15 protein-coding genes are annotated in these 20,262 nt (G+C 43.5%); 9 read left to right on the top strand and 6 right to left on the bottom strand.

Annotated features, from left to right (window positions below; all coding sequences use genetic code 11):
- Window positions 1-2: 2 nt before the first annotated feature.
- Together ACSX1A_RS07340 and ACSX1A_RS07345 are read right to left on the bottom strand one after the other, a co-directional pair.
- A complete protein-coding gene (locus ACSX1A_RS07340; protein ID WP_439882972.1) occupies window positions 3-725 on the bottom strand; it encodes a peptidase-C39 like family protein in 723 nt (240 codons plus the stop codon).
- A gap of 222 nt (window positions 726-947) precedes the next feature.
- Window positions 948-3,140: a glutamine synthetase III family protein gene (locus ACSX1A_RS07345; protein WP_439882973.1), complete on the bottom strand. Its 2,193-nt coding sequence runs from the start codon at window positions 3,138-3,140 to the stop codon at window positions 948-950.
- 261 nt (window positions 3,141-3,401) lie between these two features.
- On the opposite strand from ACSX1A_RS07345, the gene ACSX1A_RS07350 reads away from it, so the two are divergent.
- From ACSX1A_RS07350 to ACSX1A_RS07360, 3 genes are all read left to right on the top strand, one after another.
- On the top strand, window positions 3,402-5,240 hold the full coding sequence (locus tag ACSX1A_RS07350; protein ID WP_439882974.1) for an LTA synthase family protein: 1,839 nt from the start codon (window positions 3,402-3,404) through the stop codon (window positions 5,238-5,240).
- Window positions 5,241-5,413: 173 nt separating this feature from the next.
- Complete coding sequence (gene mtaB, locus ACSX1A_RS07355) at window positions 5,414-6,733, top strand: tRNA (N(6)-L-threonylcarbamoyladenosine(37)-C(2))-methylthiotransferase MtaB (RefSeq protein ID WP_439882975.1); 1,320 nt, start codon at window positions 5,414-5,416, stop codon at window positions 6,731-6,733.
- A gap of 74 nt (window positions 6,734-6,807) precedes the next feature.
- Entirely contained in the window at window positions 6,808-7,434 is a 627-nt protein-coding gene (locus ACSX1A_RS07360; RefSeq protein WP_439882976.1) for an OmpH family outer membrane protein, read from the top strand.
- Between the two features lie 69 nt (window positions 7,435-7,503).
- Here ACSX1A_RS07360 and ACSX1A_RS07365 read toward each other — a convergent pair whose 3' ends face one another.
- Window positions 7,504-8,745, bottom strand: a complete 1,242-nt coding sequence (locus ACSX1A_RS07365; protein WP_439882977.1) for an ABC transporter permease — start codon at window positions 8,743-8,745, stop codon at window positions 7,504-7,506.
- Window positions 8,746-8,864: 119 nt separating this feature from the next.
- Here ACSX1A_RS07365 and ACSX1A_RS07370 point away from each other — a divergent pair, with 119 nt between their 5' ends.
- On the top strand, window positions 8,865-10,130 hold the full coding sequence (locus ACSX1A_RS07370) for an asparagine synthetase B (protein WP_439883542.1): 1,266 nt from the start codon (window positions 8,865-8,867) through the stop codon (window positions 10,128-10,130).
- Between the two features lie 2 nt (window positions 10,131-10,132).
- On the opposite strand, the gene ACSX1A_RS07375 is transcribed toward ACSX1A_RS07370, so the two are convergent.
- From ACSX1A_RS07375 to lpxK, 3 genes are all read right to left on the bottom strand, one after another.
- Window positions 10,133-10,738: a tRNA-(ms[2]io[6]A)-hydroxylase gene (locus ACSX1A_RS07375; protein WP_439882978.1), complete on the bottom strand. Its 606-nt coding sequence runs from the start codon at window positions 10,736-10,738 to the stop codon at window positions 10,133-10,135.
- An 88-nt stretch (window positions 10,739-10,826) separates the two neighbouring features.
- Window positions 10,827-12,734 carry a putative porin gene (locus tag ACSX1A_RS07380; RefSeq protein WP_439882979.1) on the bottom strand — a complete coding sequence of 636 codons (1,908 nt, stop codon included), beginning with the start codon at window positions 12,732-12,734 and terminating at the stop codon, window positions 10,827-10,829.
- A gap of 75 nt (window positions 12,735-12,809) precedes the next feature.
- Window positions 12,810-13,862: a tetraacyldisaccharide 4'-kinase gene (gene lpxK / locus ACSX1A_RS07385; protein ID WP_439882980.1), complete on the bottom strand. Its 1,053-nt coding sequence runs from the start codon at window positions 13,860-13,862 to the stop codon at window positions 12,810-12,812.
- A 72-nt stretch (window positions 13,863-13,934) separates the two neighbouring features.
- Between lpxK and ACSX1A_RS07390 the strand changes: the two genes are divergently transcribed.
- From ACSX1A_RS07390 to miaB, 5 genes are all read left to right on the top strand, one after another.
- The gene (locus ACSX1A_RS07390; RefSeq protein ID WP_439882981.1) at window positions 13,935-15,038 is read left to right on the top strand and encodes a Nif3-like dinuclear metal center hexameric protein; all 1,104 of its coding nucleotides are present in this window, start codon (window positions 13,935-13,937) and stop codon (window positions 15,036-15,038) included.
- Between the two features lie 3 nt (window positions 15,039-15,041).
- Window positions 15,042-15,773 (top strand): zinc ribbon domain-containing protein, encoded by a 732-nt coding sequence (locus ACSX1A_RS07395; protein WP_439882982.1) that lies wholly within the window; start codon window positions 15,042-15,044, stop codon window positions 15,771-15,773.
- 49 nt (window positions 15,774-15,822) lie between these two features.
- Window positions 15,823-17,301 (top strand): tetratricopeptide repeat protein, encoded by a 1,479-nt coding sequence (locus ACSX1A_RS07400; protein ID WP_439882983.1) that lies wholly within the window; start codon window positions 15,823-15,825, stop codon window positions 17,299-17,301.
- A 15-nt stretch (window positions 17,302-17,316) separates the two neighbouring features.
- Window positions 17,317-18,621: an anthranilate synthase component I family protein gene (locus ACSX1A_RS07405; RefSeq protein ID WP_439882984.1), complete on the top strand. Its 1,305-nt coding sequence runs from the start codon at window positions 17,317-17,319 to the stop codon at window positions 18,619-18,621.
- 195 nt (window positions 18,622-18,816) lie between these two features.
- The gene (gene miaB / locus ACSX1A_RS07410; RefSeq protein ID WP_439882985.1) at window positions 18,817-20,247 is read left to right on the top strand and encodes a tRNA (N6-isopentenyl adenosine(37)-C2)-methylthiotransferase MiaB; all 1,431 of its coding nucleotides are present in this window, start codon (window positions 18,817-18,819) and stop codon (window positions 20,245-20,247) included.
- The last annotated feature ends 15 nt before the right edge of the window (window positions 20,248-20,262 follow it).

Raw genomic sequence — 20,262 nt, forward strand, 5'->3', positions numbered from 1 at the left:
TTTTAATCCTGAACAGGTTCTTTGGGGGCTGGCTTGATAGCCAGTAAATTGGCATCAAAAGTGGCCATACCCAACATGATTGAATTTATAAGGTGAGATGCTTTTACTTCGTAGTAATTGTCTTTGAAGTATGGGTTCTCCTGATACGGGTCAGCTACTACAATAGCCTTGGGGTCTTCACCAAAGCCGCATAGAACTACAAAATGACCCATCGGGTATCCTTGAACATCATCGTAAAGAGAATTTCCTTCCTCGTCCCCATATTCCCGGGCACTCTGGTAAAGGTAGGTGGCACTCAGGCCGGTAAGCAACGGAATTCCTTGTTCGAAATATTCACTAAGCAAGCCTTTCGTTAAGTCTTTACATCTCAATTCCCCTCCCAGTTTCAGAAAATCAATGTAGGCCAGGGACGCTCTCTGTAATTTGCTGCCCTTTTTTATTAACATCTGCTTTTGCAGCTTCTCAATTATTTCATCATTGCTTAGCTTAAACCAGGTCGGGTCGAATATATGCAGGTTATAAGTATATATCCTGGCACGGTACCCCCGCTTTAGTGCATGGCATGCCAGCAATACCTCCAGGGTTCCGCCCTCATCCAGGTACGGTACCTCTTTTATCACTTCGCTTAGCGGAATTGGATCTTTGAAGTAGCGATACACCGCGTGCAGGCTTGTAGGGCCACACGTAGAGTCATCTGGTTGTGTATGGATCTTGATTGGAATCACGGCACATTTCTTTAGTTTCTAAAGGTTTGGTGTGCCTGTATACGGGTGGAGACTATTAAGTTTTATCACTATATAATGATAATATTAAACCTTATTTAAACCACTCCCATTCTCCTCCCGCTAAACTAAGTTGGCTGTGATACGCCAATGTAAAGCCTTCACTTAAAACAAAAAGAGGCACCCGGATCAGGTGCCTCTTTTTATTGCTAGTAAAGTTAGATGTTAGCGTCTGAACATTAACTCACGGTATTTGATCAGTGGCCAATCTTCATCGTCAACCATAAGTTCAAGCTTATCAACACTGTAGCGGATTGTCTCAAAATATTCTACAATCTTGTCGCGATACATGATGGCTCTCTCACGAACGTCATCAATCTTGTTAGCAACTTTACGCGCTTCGATCATCTCATCTACATTCTTCTGAATGGTAGTAATGTGACGCGACATTTTCTTGATGGCATCCAGTGTGGTCTGGGTGTACTCATCTTCCAGACCCAGGTCTTTTAAACCACGGATATTCAGGATCAACTTATTCTGATAAGCAATGGCCGTCGGAATTACGTGATTCACGGCAAGGTCGCCCATGATGCGTGACTCGATCTGGATCTTCTTGATATAATCTTCCAGTAAAATCTCGTGACGTGCCTTTAGTTCAACAGAAGAAAGAATGTCATACTTCGAGAACAGGTCAATGATCTCTTCGCGCTCATACACATCCAGTGCAAGCGGAGTTGATTTAACGTTAGAAAGTCCACGCTTGGCCGCTTCCTCTTCCCACTCTTTCGAATAGCCATTTCCTTCAAAACGAATAGCTTTTGACTCAGCAACATATTCGCGAAGCACCTGGATGATAGCAAGCTCCTTCTTCATGTCCTCTTTCTCAATAAGTTCGTCAACAGATTTGCGGAACTCAATGAGCTGGTTAGCTACGATCGTATTCAGCACAGTCATCGGGGAAGATGAGTTAGCTGATGAACCTACGGCTCTGAACTCGAATTTATTACCAGTAAAAGCAAATGGCGATGTACGGTTACGGTCTGTATTGTCGCGCAATACTTCCGGAATCCTGTCAATGCCCAGCTTCAGGTACATGTTGTCGCCTTTTTCGATAGGTACTTTAGAAGTACGCTCAAACTCATCCAGCACAGCAGTTAATTGCTGGCCAATGAAAACAGACATGATGGCAGGAGGCGCTTCATTGGCCCCTAAGCGATGATCGTTGCTTGCTGAAGCGATTGACGCACGCAGCAGGTCATCGTACTTATGTACCGCTTTGATCGTGTTTATAAAGAAAGTAAGGAACTGCAGGTTCTCCTTTGGCTTTTTGCCCGGACCAAGCAGGTTGATGCCGGTATTCGTGCTCATAGCCCAGTTGTTATGCTTACCACTGCCATTTACACCTTTAAAAGGCTTCTCATGAAGTAACACTTTAAAGTTATGGCGTTCAGCTACACGATCCATTATATCCATCAGCAACTGGTTGTGATCCACGGCCAGGTTAGCATCCTCGAAGGTTGGAGCACACTCAAACTGATTTGGAGCCACTTCGTTATGGCGTGTACGAAGCGGAATACCAAGGCGCAGGGCTGTCTTCTCGAAGTCCACCATATAAGCGTGTACACGGCTTGGAATGCTACCGAAGTAATGATCTTCCAACTGCTGCCCTTTGGCGGGTGCATGCCCAAAAAGGGTACGACCAGTCATAACCAGGTCCGGACGCGCTTCATACAACGCACGATCAACCAGGAAGTATTCCTGCTCAATACCTAATGTTGTATTTACTTTGTTAACATCTTTATCAAAATACTGGCACACAGGTACTGCAGCATCGTTCAGAAGTTTAAGCGACTTTAAAAGTGGTGTTTTATAATCCAGGGCTTCACCTGTGTAAGAAACGAAAATGGTTGGGATACAAAGTGTTTTTGTACCGGCGTTCTCGATCAGGAAAGCAGGAGAAGACGGATCCCAGGCGCTGTAACCACGTGCCTCGAATGTATTACGGATACCCCCACTAGGAAAAGAAGATGCATCCGGCTCCTGCTGAACAAGTGCGCTGCCTTTAAAGCTTTCTATTGCCTCACCCTCAGAAGTAAGATCGAAGAAAGAGTCATGTTTCTCTGCCGTAGCACCAGTCAATGGCTGAAACCAGTGCGTATAGTGCGTGGCACCTTTGCTGATCGCCCAAGTTTTCATGGCAGCAGCAACAGCGTCAGCTAAATTACGATCAACCTTATCTCCTGATTCTGTAACCTGACGCAATCTCTTGAAATTGTCAGACGACATTGTGGCACGAACGGCTTCCTGTCCGAATACGTTTTCGCCAAAGTAATCAGAGATTTTAGGTGCAGGTAAAACGACCTCTTTAGGTTTACGCTGACTAACCAGTTCAAGCGCTTTAAAACGAAGTATTGCCATGGGTATAAAGGATTGGGTTATTTATACTGCCAAATATAGAGATAAAAAATAACATCCAATCAAAACAGGTGTTAATTTTAAAGGGGGTAATTCAATTTTTACACTAAATCTCATTAAACACCCCCATCTAACATATACCCTTTTTAATATTTTAACATAATAAACATGTTTACACCCCTCAAATAAAGCAGGGTAACACTTTGATTTATCTTTCCCCCCAGAACGTTAACATAGGCTGGCGATATGCCTTATATTTGCACCGTGAAACGAAGAATATACTTCCAGCCCTTATACTTTATCTACTGGGTACTTTTTTTTATTGTAGCCAGAGCCATTTTCCTTATCTACCACCTGGATAAAACAGAGCAGTTAACTTCTGCTGATGTGGCTTATACTTTTCTTTATGGCCTACGATTAGATCTTTCGTTTTCTGCCTATATCTGCGCATTCCCTTTTATACTTGCCTTAATTTCTGCTATCTGGTCACGACTTCCTGTGATTGGAGCTATCAGAATTTATACATTCCTACTGTTAGTACTTATTTCAATACTACTTTCAGCTGACCTGGAACTATACACATTCTGGGGCTTCAGGTTAGACACTACTCCGCTTCAATACCTGAATACGCCCGGTGAGATGGTGGCAACGGCAGCTACAGCGCCTGTTTTCCTGCTTTCGCTGATAACCTTTGTGCTAAGCGCATCATTTATCCTCTTATATTTAAGAGCTTTCGATATCAGGCATTTTAAGTTTGCACACAGGAAATTACTTCTAGGCAGTTTATCCTTAGTTTATCTGGCCCTGCTGGTACTGCCCCTGCGTGGAGGCTGGCAACAGATCCCCATAAATCAAAGTGTAGTCTACTTTTCAGAGAAACCCTATGCGAACCATGCCGGACTGAACATGCCCTGGAACTTAATGCATGCCTTGCTAAAGTATAATAAAACAAGCAGCAACCCTTACCACTACATGGACGAGCACAAGGCAGAAGGTATTGTAAAGTCACTGTATAAGAACTCTCCGTCAGATACTTTAGATATTCTTAATACCCAGCGACCAAATGTACTCTTCATCATTTTAGAGAGCTATACAGCTAAATTTGTAGGTAGCTTGGGTGGTGAAACAGGTGTTACCCCACACCTTGATAGTCTGGCGGCGCAAGGCATCAACTTTACAAATATGTATGCCAGCGGTGACCGCAGCGAGAAAGGCATGGTGGCTTTGCTGAGCGGCTACCCGGTCCAGACGATCACTTCTATCATCAAAACGCCTAAAAAAACAGAAAAACTCCCTCAGCTTAGCAAGGTGTTTGAAAAACAAGGCTACAGCACCAGTTATTATTATGGTGGAGAACTTGAATTTGCCAATATCAAATCCTTTTTACTGAATGGTGGCTACGACAAACTAATAGATAAGTATGACTTTGACCCCTCGACCTACAATTCAAAGTGGGGGGCGCATGACCATGTTTTGTTTGATAGGGTACTACAGGACTTAAAGCAGGAAAAGAAACCGTTCTTTACCACAGTTTATACCTTAAGCAGCCACGAACCATTTGAAATTCCGATCACTCCAAAATACCCTGGTTCCGATAATGAAGCCTTGTTCCGTAACAGTGTTTATTATACTGATTGGGCGCTGGGGAGATTTATAGAACAAGCAAAAAAAGAAGCCTGGTGGAAGAATACACTGGTTGTGTTGGTGGCTGACCATGGGCATCCCCTTCCTGGATACGATCCTAACCACGCTCCTTCTAAGTTTCACATTCCTTTTATCTTAACAGGTGGTGCTGTGAAGCAAAAAGGAATTGCCATAACCACTGTTGGTGCACAGACAGACATCGCCACAACACTATTAGAAGCTTTGAAGCTGCCTCATTCTGATTTCGCATGGGGAAGGGACCTGCTAAGTGCGCCGGACAATCCTTTCGCTTTTTATGTATTTAACGATGGTTTTGGGTTAGTAACGCCACAAGGAGTAGTAACCTATGATAATGTAGCTGACAAAATCATAAGCCGCGATGAGGCAGTTTCTGATGAGCAGGTACAAATTGGGAAAGCCTATATGCAGTATTCATTTGGCGATTTTGTGAAAAAATAAAATTCGGAGGATGGCACTTTTCATCTACCAAACCGGCCTATATTCCACAGCTTTCTCAGAGCTCTGCCATACATAGCAGCATAATCAATTAAAGCTTAACAACTTAGTACAACAACTTTCATACTCCTGATTAAAGAAAAAAGGCTTAAAATTTGTACCTTTGCCCCCTGAATATGAAAAAAGTAGCATTTTATACCCTCGGCTGTAAGCTTAACTATTCCGAAACAAGCACAATAGGAAGAATATTCCAGGAGCGTGGTTTTGAGAAGGTTGAGTTTACTGATACGCCCGATATATACGTTATCAATACCTGCTCTGTAACTGATAATGCGGACAAAAAATGCCGTAAAATAGTTAAAGAAGCTCAAAAGCACTCTCCGAATGCTTTTATAACCATAGTTGGTTGCTACGCACAGCTTAAACCAAAAGAGATTTCTGAAATCCCTGGAGTTGATGCTGTTCTGGGAGCGGCAGAGAAATTTCAGTTAGTTGATATTCTGGAAGGCTTTGAGAAAAAGGATAAGGCAGAAATATATGCCAGCCCTATTTCAGAGGCTAATACTTTCCATAATTCATACTCATTCGGCGACAGAACCAGGACATTTTTAAAAGTTCAGGATGGCTGCGACTATTCCTGCTCCTTTTGCACGATACCGTTAGCACGTGGCAACAGCCGCTCAGATAGCATAGAAAACGTAGTGAAGTCCGCCCATGAGATCGCGGCTTCCGGTGTGAAGGAAATTGTGCTGACTGGTGTAAATACCGGTGACTTTGGTATACAGGACGGCACACGGGTTACCACCTTTTTTGACCTGGTACAGGAACTGGATAAAGTTGAGGACATAGAACGTTTCAGGATATCCTCCATTGAGCCAAACCTTTTGAAAGATGAGATCATAACGTTTGTATCCACCAGCAAACGCTTTATGCCGCACTTCCATGTACCGTTGCAGTCAGGGTCTAACAAGATACTGAAGCTGATGCGCCGCCGTTACCAGCGGGAATTATACGCTGACAGGGTTGCAAAGATCAAGGCGTTGATGCCCCATTGCTGTATCGGAGTAGATGTGATCGTAGGCTTTCCGGGTGAAACAGAAGAAGACTTTCTGGAGACCTATGATTTTATAAATGAAATGGATGTCAGTTACCTGCATGTGTTCCCATACTCTGAGCGTGAAAATACGCTGGCCCCAGATATGCCGGGTAAAGTAAGTATAAAGGACCGCAACAGGCGTGCTGATATGCTGCGCATACTATCTGAAAAGAAAAAGCGGCATTTCTATGAGCAAAATATTGGCAGAGAATTTACGGTACTGTTTGAAGATGATGTAAAGGATGGCATAATGGAAGGCTGGACTGAAAACTATGTGCGTGTGGCTGCAAAATACGATCCAGTTCTGGTAAATGAAACCAAGCATGTACGACTGACAAACCTTAATGCCAATGGCTTAATGGAGGCAGAAGAAACTTTCCAGGAAATACTGAAGCATTAAATATTTTAGGCATCAGTAAAATTAAGCTATATTTAAAGCTGTAAAACTTAACTAGTAAACCAAATAAACTTACTGTGAAACTAATAAAATTGACCTTGGGCCTTGCAGTGGCTACTGCTACTTTAGCTGCTTGCGATAAAGCAGACAATACTGCGGCTGTAAAAACCACCGATGGTGTTGCTGCAAAAGAGGCAGGTTACCCTGACATCGTTTTTGTAAACTCGGACTCGCTACTGGCTAACTACGAGTATTTTAAGGATGTTCGTGAGAGGCTGCAGGGCAAAGCTGCTACCAAAGAGAAAGACCTTCGCTCACAAGCTGAGGCATTCCAGAAGGAAGTAGAACGATACCAGCGTTCAGCACAAGGCATGACAAATGAGCAACGTGCATCAACAGAGCAACGCCTTGCTCAGAAGCAGCAACAACTTCAGTCTCTACAGCAGAGCTCCGGCAATGAACTGGTATCTGAGGAATCTGATGAGATGAAGAAGATATACGACCAGGTAGAGGCTTATCTTAAAAAGATGAGCAGTGAGATGGGCTACGATATGGTACTTACCTACCAGCGCGGAAACAGCGCTATTCTTTATAGCGATGAGTCCAGGGATATAACGAAAGAAGTTGTAGCCGGCCTTAATAAAGAGTACGAAGCTGAAAAAGCCGGAACTAAGAAAGAGGATACTACTGCTACTAAAAAGTAGTTCTAGACCATATCACATGAAAAAGGCCCGGCATTATGCCGGGCCTTTTTCATGTGATATGGTTATAGATTATTCATACCTTAAAGATTCTATCGGATCTAGCTTTGAAGCTTTAAAAGCTGGATAGTAACCTGAGATAACACCAACAACTACGCAAATTGTCAGTCCCACGATCACCCAAAGCCAGGGAACGATAAAGCCACCTTCTCCAATCAGGGCTGCAATTCCATTACCCATCATAATGCCCAACATTATACCTACAAAGCCACCCATTATACAGATAACGATTGCCTCGATCAGGAACTGCTGACGAATTTGAACGGCTGTGGCCCCCAAGGCCTTACGAACCCCGATTTCTCTGGTCCGCTCATTTACTGACACCATCATTATGTTCATCAAGCCAACAGAGGCACCCAATAATGTAATAAAGCCTATTACAAAACCACCTACTTTAAGATAGCCGGATATTTCATCTAGTTTCTGAATAGCAGAATCACTGCGTCGTATCTCAAACGAGTCTTCCAGACCCAATGCATCCTGGCGCACATTCCGCATCACACCTGTTGCCTCCCCCATCACATAGTTTAACTCCTCGGGTTTAGGTATGGCGGTTTTGATGTCGTAGTTGAGTTGGGAGCCTCCTTGACGCGGAATTTGCCTTCCGGTCTCAAGTGGGATAATTATTCTTCGGTCCCCACTGCCTCCCATACTACTTCCTTTAGCTTCGAGTAAACCAACTATCTTAAACCTGCGTCCTAAAAACGTGACGTATTCTCCAATTGCTTGCCTGTCTTTGAAAAGGGTAGATTTGATCTCATCTCCAATAATCGCAACGTTTGACCCAAACTCATGCTCATAACTGGAGAAGCCTCGCCCTTGAGCCAGGTTTAGGCTTTGTGTCTGAAGATAGTTCTCATCTCCCCCCACAATATTTATGTTGGGGTTAGTTTTATCAGTTGTGCTTTTTACTACTGTTGCTCCAGAGATATAAGCAGATAAACTCACGACAGCATTATCTGACATCCTTTCCTTGTATTCCGAAGCCTGCTCATACGTTATCTCCGGGTAGACCTTCTCAACACGCCCCTGCTGGCTTCCACGATTGTTGAACCCTTTCCTGCGTATATCAAAGGCATTGGCTCCCAGGCTTGAAAAAGTCTGTGTCAGGGAATATTTCATACTGTCTACAGCGGTAAGTATACCTACTAAAGACATGATGCCAATAGAAATTATCAGACCTGTCAGGATAGTTCTGAGCAAATTGCTTTTAATCGCCCTGAAGCTTTCACGTATATTTTCGAGCAAGTTCATCTATATAATAAAGAATTTGTGCGCTTTCTGCCAGTTTTTCGTTAGACTATAAATGTAAGCTCATTTTCGTTAAAAAGAACCAAATTTATACATTTGATAACAATTTGAAGACGAAACAAATGTTTTTCCGCACCAGCCTTCTATTTCTGAGTTTTATATTGCTCTCCTTCACCTCCTTTGCGAGTACTATACTAGTACCGATGGATGAGGCGCAAAAGGACCACCTGAAGTCATACGGCATTGCTTATTGGGTATTAGAAAAGCAAGTGCCCGTAGACTGGCTCCTGAACTACAGGGGCGGCAGCTTTGCCTTTAAGTATGCAACACAACTGGAAAATGAACTTGTTGTACGCGGCGTTAGCTATAGTGTCATTTCTGATTCGCAGTACAACAGTATACTTACCGAAATAAGCAGCCCAGAGGCTAACATGGATATCATGAAACTGGAGAAAGTTCCTAAAATAGCCGTGTATTCACCTAAAACAAAAATGCCCTGGGACGATGCCGTAACATTGGTTTTAACATATGCTGAGATTCCCTACGATATTATTTACGATAAAGAGATCGTTCAGGGAGAACTTCCGAAGTATGATTGGCTGCACCTGCATCATGAAGATTTTACAGGACAGTACGGGAAATTTTACGCCAGTTACAGACACTACCCGTGGTACCAGGAGCAACAGCGTGAGGCGGAAGAGTCTGCTACAGAACTGGGTTTTAATAAAGTCTCGCAGCTGAAACTGGCAGTGGTTAAGAAAATCAAAGATTTTTGTGCCGGAGGAGGTTTTCTTTTTGCGATGTGCTCAGCCACCGACACCTATGATATTGCCCTTGCCGCAGATGGAGTAGATATTGTAGAAGCTATGTTTGATGGAGATGCGGCTGACCCGGATGCACAAAGCAAACTTGATTATAGTAAAACATTTGCTTTTCAAGACTTTAAGATCTCCCGAAACCCTATGGAGTATGAGTACTCCAATATTGACATGCAGCCACAGGAAAGGCCGGTTAATGAGGCCAATGACTACTTCCAGCTATTTACCTTCTCAGCCAAATGGGACCCTATCCCGACCATGCTTACCCAAAACCATGCAAAGACAATAAAGGGGTTTATGGGGCAAACAACTGCTTTCAGAAAAAGGCTTGTAAAACCGGAAGTAGTTGTAATGGGGGAAAATAAAGAATTAGGTGAGATAAGATACATGCACGGAACCTACGCCAAAGGCACCTGGACATTTTATGGAGGGCACGACCCCGAGGATTACCAGCACCTGGTAGGTGAAGATCCGACGGACCTGGCGCTACATCCAAATTCACCGGGCTATAGGCTGATCTTAAACAACATCCTCTTTCCGGCTGCTAAAAAGAAAAAGCAAAAGACATGATGTTAGTGCATCCTGTCGTGCCGGGGCTCCAGATCACGGATAATAGCTGCTTCTATTTTTAGTAGTTCCTTGAGCCTTGCATCTACTTCGTCAGCGGGCATGTATTCTTTAGCCAATTTTACGAAGCTAACATAGTGGCCTGCCTCCGATACCATGAGCTCGTAATAAAATTTTTGCAGTTCCTCATCCCCTATATTTTTCCAGAGGAGCTTGAACCGTTCGCAGCTGCGCGCTTCTATCAAGGCATTTATCAAAAGGTGATCCATAAGCTGACGTTCACGCTTCCCTCCTTTTCTGATGTGCTTTACGAGTTCTACCACGTATTCATCAGGCCTGTTTCGGCCTAAGCCAAATCCACGTTTTTTGAGCTGCTCCAGAACTCGCTCAAAATGGCTCCATTCTTCAGCTACCAGGTCCGTCATCTCCTCTACAAGACGCGTTTTGTCAGGATATTTTACGATCAGGGAAATAGCAGAAGTAGCCGCTTTTTGCTCACAATACGCATGGTCTACTAATATTTCCTCTATATTTTTTTCAGCAATATTAACCCAGCGCGGATCAGTAGGCAGTTCTAGTCGAAGTATAGTTTTAGTAGGCTGAGTTGACATAGGTAATTAAAAAACTTAGTGATAGGTAATGTAATATGAAAGCAATGCAGTGATTAGCTTAAATTAAGCTTACCTCTTTTTTTCTATGTTAATCAAAAAACATCCATTTTATACCAAACACGAAACTACGGCGCATGCCAGGGTAACCAGGGGTAACAAAGTAGCCAGGCTCCCATAGTTCATTATTTGCGTGGCTCATTTTCAGGAATACGTTCAGGGTTTTGATGTCCGCATTCAGGAACACATCAATGACAGGGTAAGTGCTGAGTTCAAAATTATTCTGGAGATAAAACTGCTGCGTTACAGGCATGTAAGCATCAGCATAATAGCCCGTTGGCATATAGGCTTGTACACCAAATTGTCCGAATAGCGCCTTTTTAAACAGAAATCCCTCAAAGTATAGTTTTGAGTCAAACAGCCACTCTGGCACCCTTACTTTGTCTGCTTCATCCGTATTGGTGTAAGTAACAAAATTATCAAAGTGTATAGGTCCGAAATGGATGTTATGCGCAATCGTTGCACCTAAAATACGTTGTGAATTATCCAGCTGCTCCGGCACCGCATCCTCATTGAAGTAAATATAGCGTTTGATGTTGGTAAAATTTCCGGACAACTTTAAATACTGCCTACCGCCAAGCTTGCCTTCATATGAAACCTCTGTTCTGTCAAAAACAGAATTATTGAAGTTATCATTGTCCCACTCAAAGTGGTTACTTAACATAAACTGCTCAACCAATGAAGGAGAACGTAGTACGCGTTCCTGCGACACCTGTAATCCTGCAATTTTACCATGAGCCTTCACATGATAATCCGTTGAAACCTGGAACTCACCTTCGACCAATAACTCCGCCTTGTTCTCATAAAAAAGCTTGAGCTGGCCACCAACAAAAAGCTGGTTGTAATTAGCGTCTACAGAAGGGTGAATCTCACTATTAGTTGGGTCATTCTCTAAAAAATCTACCACACTATAGGCAACGTTTGCATGGCGATATTTTAGGTAAGCTTTATACAAAGATATCTTACTATTACCTGTTACCCCAAACAGGTTCTGTAATTCGCTATAGCTTGTCTCGTCGCTAGTCCTTTTAGACGTAAAGACCGTATCCGCCGGATAAAACACCAATCTGTTAACGCCATTGATCTCTTCCCTTCTAAGGTTATCGTCAGAGTATTTATCTACCTGTTTGTGCCAATCCAGTGTGTGGTACAGTTTCAGGTTTTCGCCGGCTAATTTAAATATGTTAGTCAGGTGCAGGTTATTTCTTTTCTCAGTTGTGGCAGCCTGATCGAGGTAAACACTCTCTGTTTCATAGTCAAAAAGATCATCTCTTGTGTCTCCAGGCAAAGGGCGTATACCTCCAAACTCAATCTGCTCATGCGCCATAAACGTGTAGTTAAAGAAAAGGTCATAGCGCTTGTTTTTGGAGGCATAGTGAGAGAAGGCCTTAACTGCCTGGTTGTCCACCAGTCCCGCACGTCGGTCAGAACTCCCTATCTGCTTATTGGCTGAAAGTATCTGGTAAGCTACACCGGCATTCCAGCGCTCGTTAATGTTACGCGCATAGGTTCCTTCAAAAACCTGCTCCCCACGTTGCCCTTGTACATAAAATAAATGTGAATAGGGCGAACGCGTATCAAAGTAATTTATGTGGTCAGGGTTATAGGCATAGCGGTCGAACACATTCTTGCCCAGTCTCACCCCTATCTTCTCAGGCATCCGGAATAATAGTGGCTGGGCCGCTGTGCCAACATTGCCTAAATGCTGATAATAAGTGGTGTCATTATACCAATACCGCTCATTATGCATGTTATTTATAGTAGTATCCACCCGCTTTCGCAGCAGGATACCTTCCAGTATATCCTTTTCATATAACTGCAAAGTAGTACGTGGACTATAAATGACCTTGGTAGTATCATCAATGATCTGCGCAAAGGCTCCTTTACCAGAGAACAGGCAAAGAACGAGGAGGAAACAGGCTATTAACTTACTTTTCACATTCAAAATTAATGATTTTAACGCAACATGCACATTTCTCATGCACCTATACTTTATTCATGCAGTTTAGGATATTTAACGCCTTAAACGCTTCTTAATATGTTCTAAAATAAAAGCATCAAACAGGTCACCATCTTTCACAAAATCTACTTCTATTGGTAAGTAGAAGAACGGCATGGTAAGGGTTAGTGACTCCAGTGTACCTTCGGTTAGCTTCACTGCATCTTTTCGTGTAGTTATTATGGTTATATCCTGAGACTTATGTGCATCAACAAAATCTTTCACTTTAGCCAGGTCATGTACCGAATACTCGTGATGGTCCGGAAAGATAAACTCCTCCTGTACCTCATAGTTTTGCTTCAGGAGGTATTGGTGCAGTGGCTTAGGATTGGCAATACCCGCCAGCAGCACCACTTTCTTTGTAATGTGTTGCGTTGATCCAAAAGCGACAGCACTTCCATATTTAATCCTGGAGAAGAAAATCCGTTTGCCGTAACCGGCATACTTCTGAATATTGTTTGCTATGGCAGCCATCGCATCAGGTGTAAGATCATCCGGGCATTTGCTCACAATAACCATATCGGCACGGGAAGCACCCGCTCTTGATTCGCGGAGCAAGCCTGCAGGCAAAACAAAGTCCTTATAAAAAAGGCGGCCATAATCTGTAAGCATAATGTTCAGAGAAGGTTGAACGGCCCTGTGCTGCATTGCATCGTCCAGGACCACAACTTCTATTTCAGGCCTATTGATCAGCAGTTGCTCGATCCCTGGCACCCGCTTTTCAGAAACAGCCACGCTAACACCAGGAAAATCGACATGATATTGAAAAGGCTCATCTCCTAGCTCTTCAGCAGTAGTATGCCCCTCGGCAAGTATAAAACCCTTGCTCTTGCGTTTGTACCCTCTGCTGAGCGTAGCCACTCTGTAACGATGTAAAAGGCGTAACAAATACTCTACGTGAGGTGTTTTACCGGTACCTCCCACTGTAAGATTACCAACGGCAATTACAGGTAAACCAAACGTTTTGCCAGGTTTGATTCCCTGGTCATACATGTAATTACGTACGGCAGTTACACCGGCATATGCCAGAGAGAAAGGCCAGAGCAGTAATTTGAGATATTTTATCATATTGCTTTAGGTAAAGCAAAATTAAGACTAATTTTATAGCAGCACGCCAAAGAAATAGAATTAGTAGAAACTATGATCACTACAATTCAGGAAGTAACGCAACTACTGGAGCAATTAGCCCCCTTATCCTATCAGGAAAGTTATGATAATGCCGGCCTGCAAACGGGAAACCCAAAGGCAGAAGTAAGAGGTGTTTTAGTTAGCCTGGACTGCACCGAGGAAGTTGTGGAGGAGGCTATTGAAAAAGGATGTAACCTTATAGTAGCCCACCACCCTGTCATCTTTAAAGGGCTTAAAGCGCTAACAGGAAAAACATATGTAGAGCGAACGATCATAAAAGCGATACAACATAACATCGCCATTTACGCTTCGCACACGAACCTTGATAGTGTACTACATGGTGTAAATACCAAAATAGCAGACAAACTAGGGCTGCAGGATCAAAAAATGCTGGTTGGTAAGCCGCGAACACTTATGCAGCTGGTGGCCTTTGTTCCGGTGCCTGATACCGACAATGTGCTTAAGGCGCTACATCAGGCAGGAGCCGGAAACATTGGAGAATATAACAACTGCAGTTTTCAGGTAAAGGGAACAGGGCGTTTTACTGCTTCCGACAAGGCTAATCCAACCTTAGGTAAGCCTGGCAAAGCCGAACAGGTAGAAGAAAACAGGATCGAACTTATTTTCCCGGCCCATTTAAAAAACAAGGTAATGGCTGCCCTGGTTAAAGCACACCCTTACGAAGAAGTAGCGCACTACCTTTACACACTAGAGAACCAGAACCAGGAAATCGGCATTGGCGTAATTGGTAATTTACCGGAGCACCTCACAGTTCAGGAGTTTCTTAAACACCTCAAGAATAAGATGCACCCAGAATGCATAAGACACACTACCACTGATAGGAACAGCATCAGAAAAGTAGCAGTATGTGGAGGCGCCGGAAGCTTTCTTATCAAGGATGCACTACGGCAAGGCGCAGACGCATTTGTTACAGGTGATGTGAAATACCATGAGTTTTTTGATGCTGAAGGTCAATTGCTGCTCACTGATATTGGCCACTATGAAAGTGAAGTATTCACAAAGGAGATTTTTTATGATACAATTTCCGAAAAGTTTACTAATTTTGCAGTCTATTTATCAAAAGTAAACACAAACCCTATCAGATACACCTATTAATACATGGAAAGTACTGTAGCCAGCAAATTAGAAGCATTATTAAAGCTTCAAAGCATCGATTCGCAGCTTGATGAAATTAGACGCGTTAGGGGTGACCTACCCGAAGAGGTTCAGGACCTGGAGGATGAAATTGAGGGCTATGAAGTAAGGGTTCGTAAATTTGATGATGAGGTTGCTGCATTAAATGAGTCTATTGCGCAGCGCAAACAAGCCATCAAAGACGCCGAAGGCCTGATTCGCAAGTATGAAGATCAGCAGCAAAACGTTCGCAACAACCGCGAGTATGATGCCATCACCAAAGAAATCGAACTTCAGAAACTTGAAATCCAGATCTCAGAGAAGAAAATAAAGGAGGCTCACTACCAGATCGAGCAGAAGAACTCTGAAATTGAAGGTACAAAGCACCGCTTGGATGAGCGCCGTAAGGACCTTGATAATAAGAAGCACGAGCTTGATCAGATCGTATCGGAGAGCGAAGACGAAGAAAAGAAATTAGAAGATGAGCGTGCTACAGCGGCATCTAACATCGAAGACCGCCTGTTAAGCGCTTACTCTAGAATTCGTAAGAACGTGAGAAACGGTTTAGCAGTAGTTACAGTTAAGCGTGATGCTTGCGGTGGTTGCTTTAATACTGTTCCGCCACAACGCCAGGCTGATATTGCAGCACAGAAGAAAGTAATCGTTTGCGAGCACTGTGGCCGTATTCTGGCTGGTGTAGAGCAGCGTGTATTTTAATTAACGCGTCAAATTGAGCGAAATACGCTTTTATTCAATATTAAAAAGGATGGCTCAACCCCATCCTTTTTTTTTGATGCTCTTGTTGTTAATACTTAGTAACAGCAACAGCAGCGCAGCTACGTCATCCTATTCCTCAACCATTTCAAAAGCCCATCAGGAGTACCTTAAACTAAAGATCGCCTCAGGTAACTACTATGCTAAAGAAGCGCTGAATTCTACCCCTTCCAATGCAGCGGCATTGCTGGTAAACAATTATGGTGACTTCCTAACACTCTGTGTGCAGCAGGACGCCAGTGTATATGAGGCGTTAATCACACAACAGGAAAACAGGTTAGCAAAAATCGGGGCGTTAGCAGAAAGGTCGGCTTGGCGCGATTATGCCTTAGCTGAAGTAAGAATGCAGGTTGGTCTAAGTAAACTATTGTTTGGCAATAAGTTGTCCGCTGCCTGGGATATCAGGCAGGCATATCTGCAATACGATGCCAATGCAAAAAAGTATCCTGAATTCATTCCCAATAAAAAAACATTAGGCGTTCTGCAGGTCCTGATCGGTTCGGTGCCTGATAAATACAAATGGTTCCTGAACATCATCGGGATGAAAGGCAGCGTTCGTGTTGGAATGGCAAACCTGAGAGCGGCAGCTTTTAATTCAAATCCTTTTCAGGAAGAGGCAAAGGTAATTTATGCCCTAACGCTTCAGCTAACAGATCAGGGTAAGGATGACCAGGCAGTAGCTATTCTTGAAAAAATAGTAGACCAGGAACCTGATAACCTTTTGTACCGCTTTGCTGCAATCCATCTCCTGAAAAAAACGAAGCACACAGACCAGGCATTGGAATACTATACTGAAAGGCCACAGAACAGCCAATACCTTACCTTTCCTTATCTCCGGCACATGGCAGCAGACCTTTACTTGTACAAAGGTTTGTATGAGAAATCGGCCCGTGAAAATCAGGCTTTCTTAAAACAACATAAAGGCGATCATTACATAAAAGCTGCAAACTACAAGCTTTACCTGGCTTATTATCTGAGCAATCATCAGCCGCAGGCATTATGGTATTATAAGCAAATAAGTGAGGCTGGCATTCAGGTGATCGAAGAAGATAAGTATGCGGCCCGGTTTGTAGAAAAGCAGGAAAAGCCTGAAAAGCATTTACTGATCTCCCGCTTACGTTCCGACGGTGGTTACTACCAGCAGGCCTTGAAAGCGCTGGATGAAGTTGATACTACATCTAATTCCCCCCTGGCTATTCGGGCTGAATATATGTACCGGAAAGCGCGTATTTACCACGGAATGGAAGATAAATTAAGCGCTATAAAATTTTATAAAAGTGCCATCGACCTATGCGGTTATTCCGATTTGTATTTTGCTCCGCATGCTGCATTGCAATTAGGTTATATTTACGAGGAATTGAATAAGAAAGAGCTCGCTAAAGTATACTTCAAAAAGGCGATGGCTTATCAGGACCATGAATACAAAAGTAGCATAGATGCAAAGGCCAAACTGGCCCTGTCTGCCTTATAGATTAGCTTACTAGTGATGCATACCTCCGAAATCTGTCTGAGCAAGATTCCTGTGTCTGGAAATGAATTCAGATTAAAAGCCTTGAACTGGGCTGCACAATACCCGCTGGTTGCCTACTACCAAAACAACGCTATACCTTACCCACACCATGGCTTTCAACATTTGCTGGCAGTATCTGCCGGAAAACCTTTGCCGTTAAATCAGCAGGAAAGCTTTGAGAGCCTGAGAAATGAAATCAGGAAACAAGACTCGCTGCTTTGTGGTTACCTCTCCTATGACTTAAAAAATCAGGTAGAAAAACTGAGCAGTCATAATTCGGATGCTATCGGGTTCCCCCTGATCTCTTTCTTCCGCCCTGAGATACATATATACATTAACAGCAGCAGCATAAACATCACTGTTACAGGCACAACTACCCAATCAGTTATTAACGCAATTCTTGCTACTCCATTACCGGAAACAGAGAAACTGCCGACGCTTAAGGTAAAACAGAGGGTATCACCAGAGCAATATATTGGTAATGTAGAGAAGATCAGGAAGCATATACTGGAAGGAAATGTATATGAATTAAACTACTGTATAGAGTTCTATGCAGAGAGTGTTGAAATCAGTCCTCTCCCACTTTACCTTGCCCTAAATGAAGCCTCACCTACACCGTTCTCAGGTTTTTTAAAATTGGAGGACAAATACCTGCTTTGTGCTTCCCCGGAACGATTCCTGAAGAAAAGCGGAGATAAACTGATCTCACAACCAATCAAGGGAACCATCCGGCGTGGTACCACACCGGAAGAGGATGCAGCGCTTCAAGATCAGTTGAGGCACGATGAAAAGGAGCTTGCAGAGAACATGATGATCGTGGACCTGGTACGAAATGATCTTAGCAGGGCATGCGCCACCGGAACTGTGCAGGTAGAGGAAATGTTCGGGATTTATGGTTTCCGGCAGGTGTCTCAGATGATATCTACCATTACAGGAAATTTAAAACCCGATCAGGATCTTGTGGATGCTTTGCAATGCACTTTCCCGATGGGCAGCATGACAGGAGCTCCCAAAATTAGTGCTATGCAACTAATTGAGGAACTTGAGGATACACGACGGGGGCTGTATTCGGGCGCCTTTGGCTATATCACAGAAAACCAGGACTGCGATTTTAATGTTGTGATTCGTAGCCTACAGTACAATGCCAGCCAAAAATATCTCTCTTTTATGGTAGGCAGCGCCATCACCTACGACTCAGAACCGAAACAGGAGTATGCAGAATGCCTGCTAAAGGCAAAGGCAATTTTGCAAGTATTGAATGCATGCATGACAAGCAAATAAATAATTATCGGGAGCTTAGGACAGCTCTACGTAGCTGAAAAAATTAGTTAACCGGATGAAAGTTGTAACCATTTAAAACCAACTCTGATTTCAGCTGTTCTTCTGCTCGAACATTCAATTTTCCACTTCATTTCCTGTCATTCTGTCACTATTTTGATCAGATTATAGTATATTTGCAGCTGTAAAAGTATTCGTATGGATCCAATTGTAGATTTAGATTTTATAGACAACCGCACACCTGAACAAGCTGCGGCATGTGATACCCATATTACCCAGGAAACACATACAGGCAAATCGCGCAAACTGTACATAGAAAGTTACGGATGCGCTATGAATTTTTCTGATAGTGAAATTGTGTCTTCCATCATGCATGAGCAGGGCTTTGACACAACCTCTGACATAGCACAAGCCGACCTGGTGTTTTTGAACACTTGCTCCATTCGTGAAAAAGCAGAACAGACAGTTCGTAACAGGTTAGGCCAGATAAACTATTATAAGAAGAAAAAACCATCCATGATGATCGGTGTGCTGGGCTGTATGGCAGAGCGTCTGAAAAAGTCATTGCTGGAGGAAGAAAAAATAGTGGATCTTGTAGTTGGCCCGGATGCCTACCGCGATCTGCCAAACCTGATCTGCGAAGTGGATGGCGGACAGAAAGCTGTAAACGTACTGCTCTCAAGAGAAGAAACGTATGCCGATATTAACCCTATTCGCCTTAACAGCAATGGTGTTAGCGCATTTATCTCGATTATGCGAGGCTGTGATAACATGTGCTCATTTTGTGTGGTACCCTTTACCCGTGGCCGTGAGCGTAGCCGTGATGCCCATTCTATTGTTCGTGAAGCCCAAACGCTGGTAGAACAAGGTTATAAAGAGGTGACATTACTTGGCCAGAATGTGGACTCTTATAAATGGGCTTCTGAAGATGGCACTGAAAATGTGAATTTCGCGCAATTACTGGAGAAAGTGGCATTGCTTTCCCCTGATTTGCGGGTTCGCTTCTCCACGTCTCACCCTAAAGACATCACAGATGAGGTGCTGTATACCATGAAGAAGTATGACAACATCTGTAAGTATATACATCTCCCTGCACAAAGTGGCAACTCCAGGGTACTGGAGTTGATGAACCGCACGTACGACCGGGAATGGTACCTTAACCGTGTAGATGCTATCCGTGCCATACTTGGCGACGATTGCGGCATCTCTTCTGACATGATCGCCGGTTTCTGCACTGAAACTGAAGAAGAGCACCAGGATACCCTGTCACTGATGGATTATGTGCAGTACGACTACTCTTATATGTTCTTCTATTCTGAGCGCCCTGGAACACTGGCAGCCCGCAAATTTGAAGATGATATTCCACTGGAAGTAAAGAAACGTCGCCTGGATGAGATCATTCAGAAACAGCGTGAAACCTCGCTGGCCCGAAATAAGCGGGATATCGGGAAGGTGCATCGTGTGCTCGTAGAAAACTTTTCAAAGAAATCTGACACACAGCTGAGTGGCCGAAATGATCAGAACAAAGTTGTCATCTTTGACAAAAAGCATTACAAAAAAGGTGATTATGTAAACGTGTTTGTACACGACTGCAGTGTAGGGACCCTGTTCGGCGAAGCGGTAGATTAGTTGTTCGGTCTACCT

This window comes from Pontibacter sp. MBLB2868 (genome assembly GCF_051904785.1).
Classification (GTDB): Bacteria; Bacteroidota; Bacteroidia; order Cytophagales; family Hymenobacteraceae; genus Pontibacter.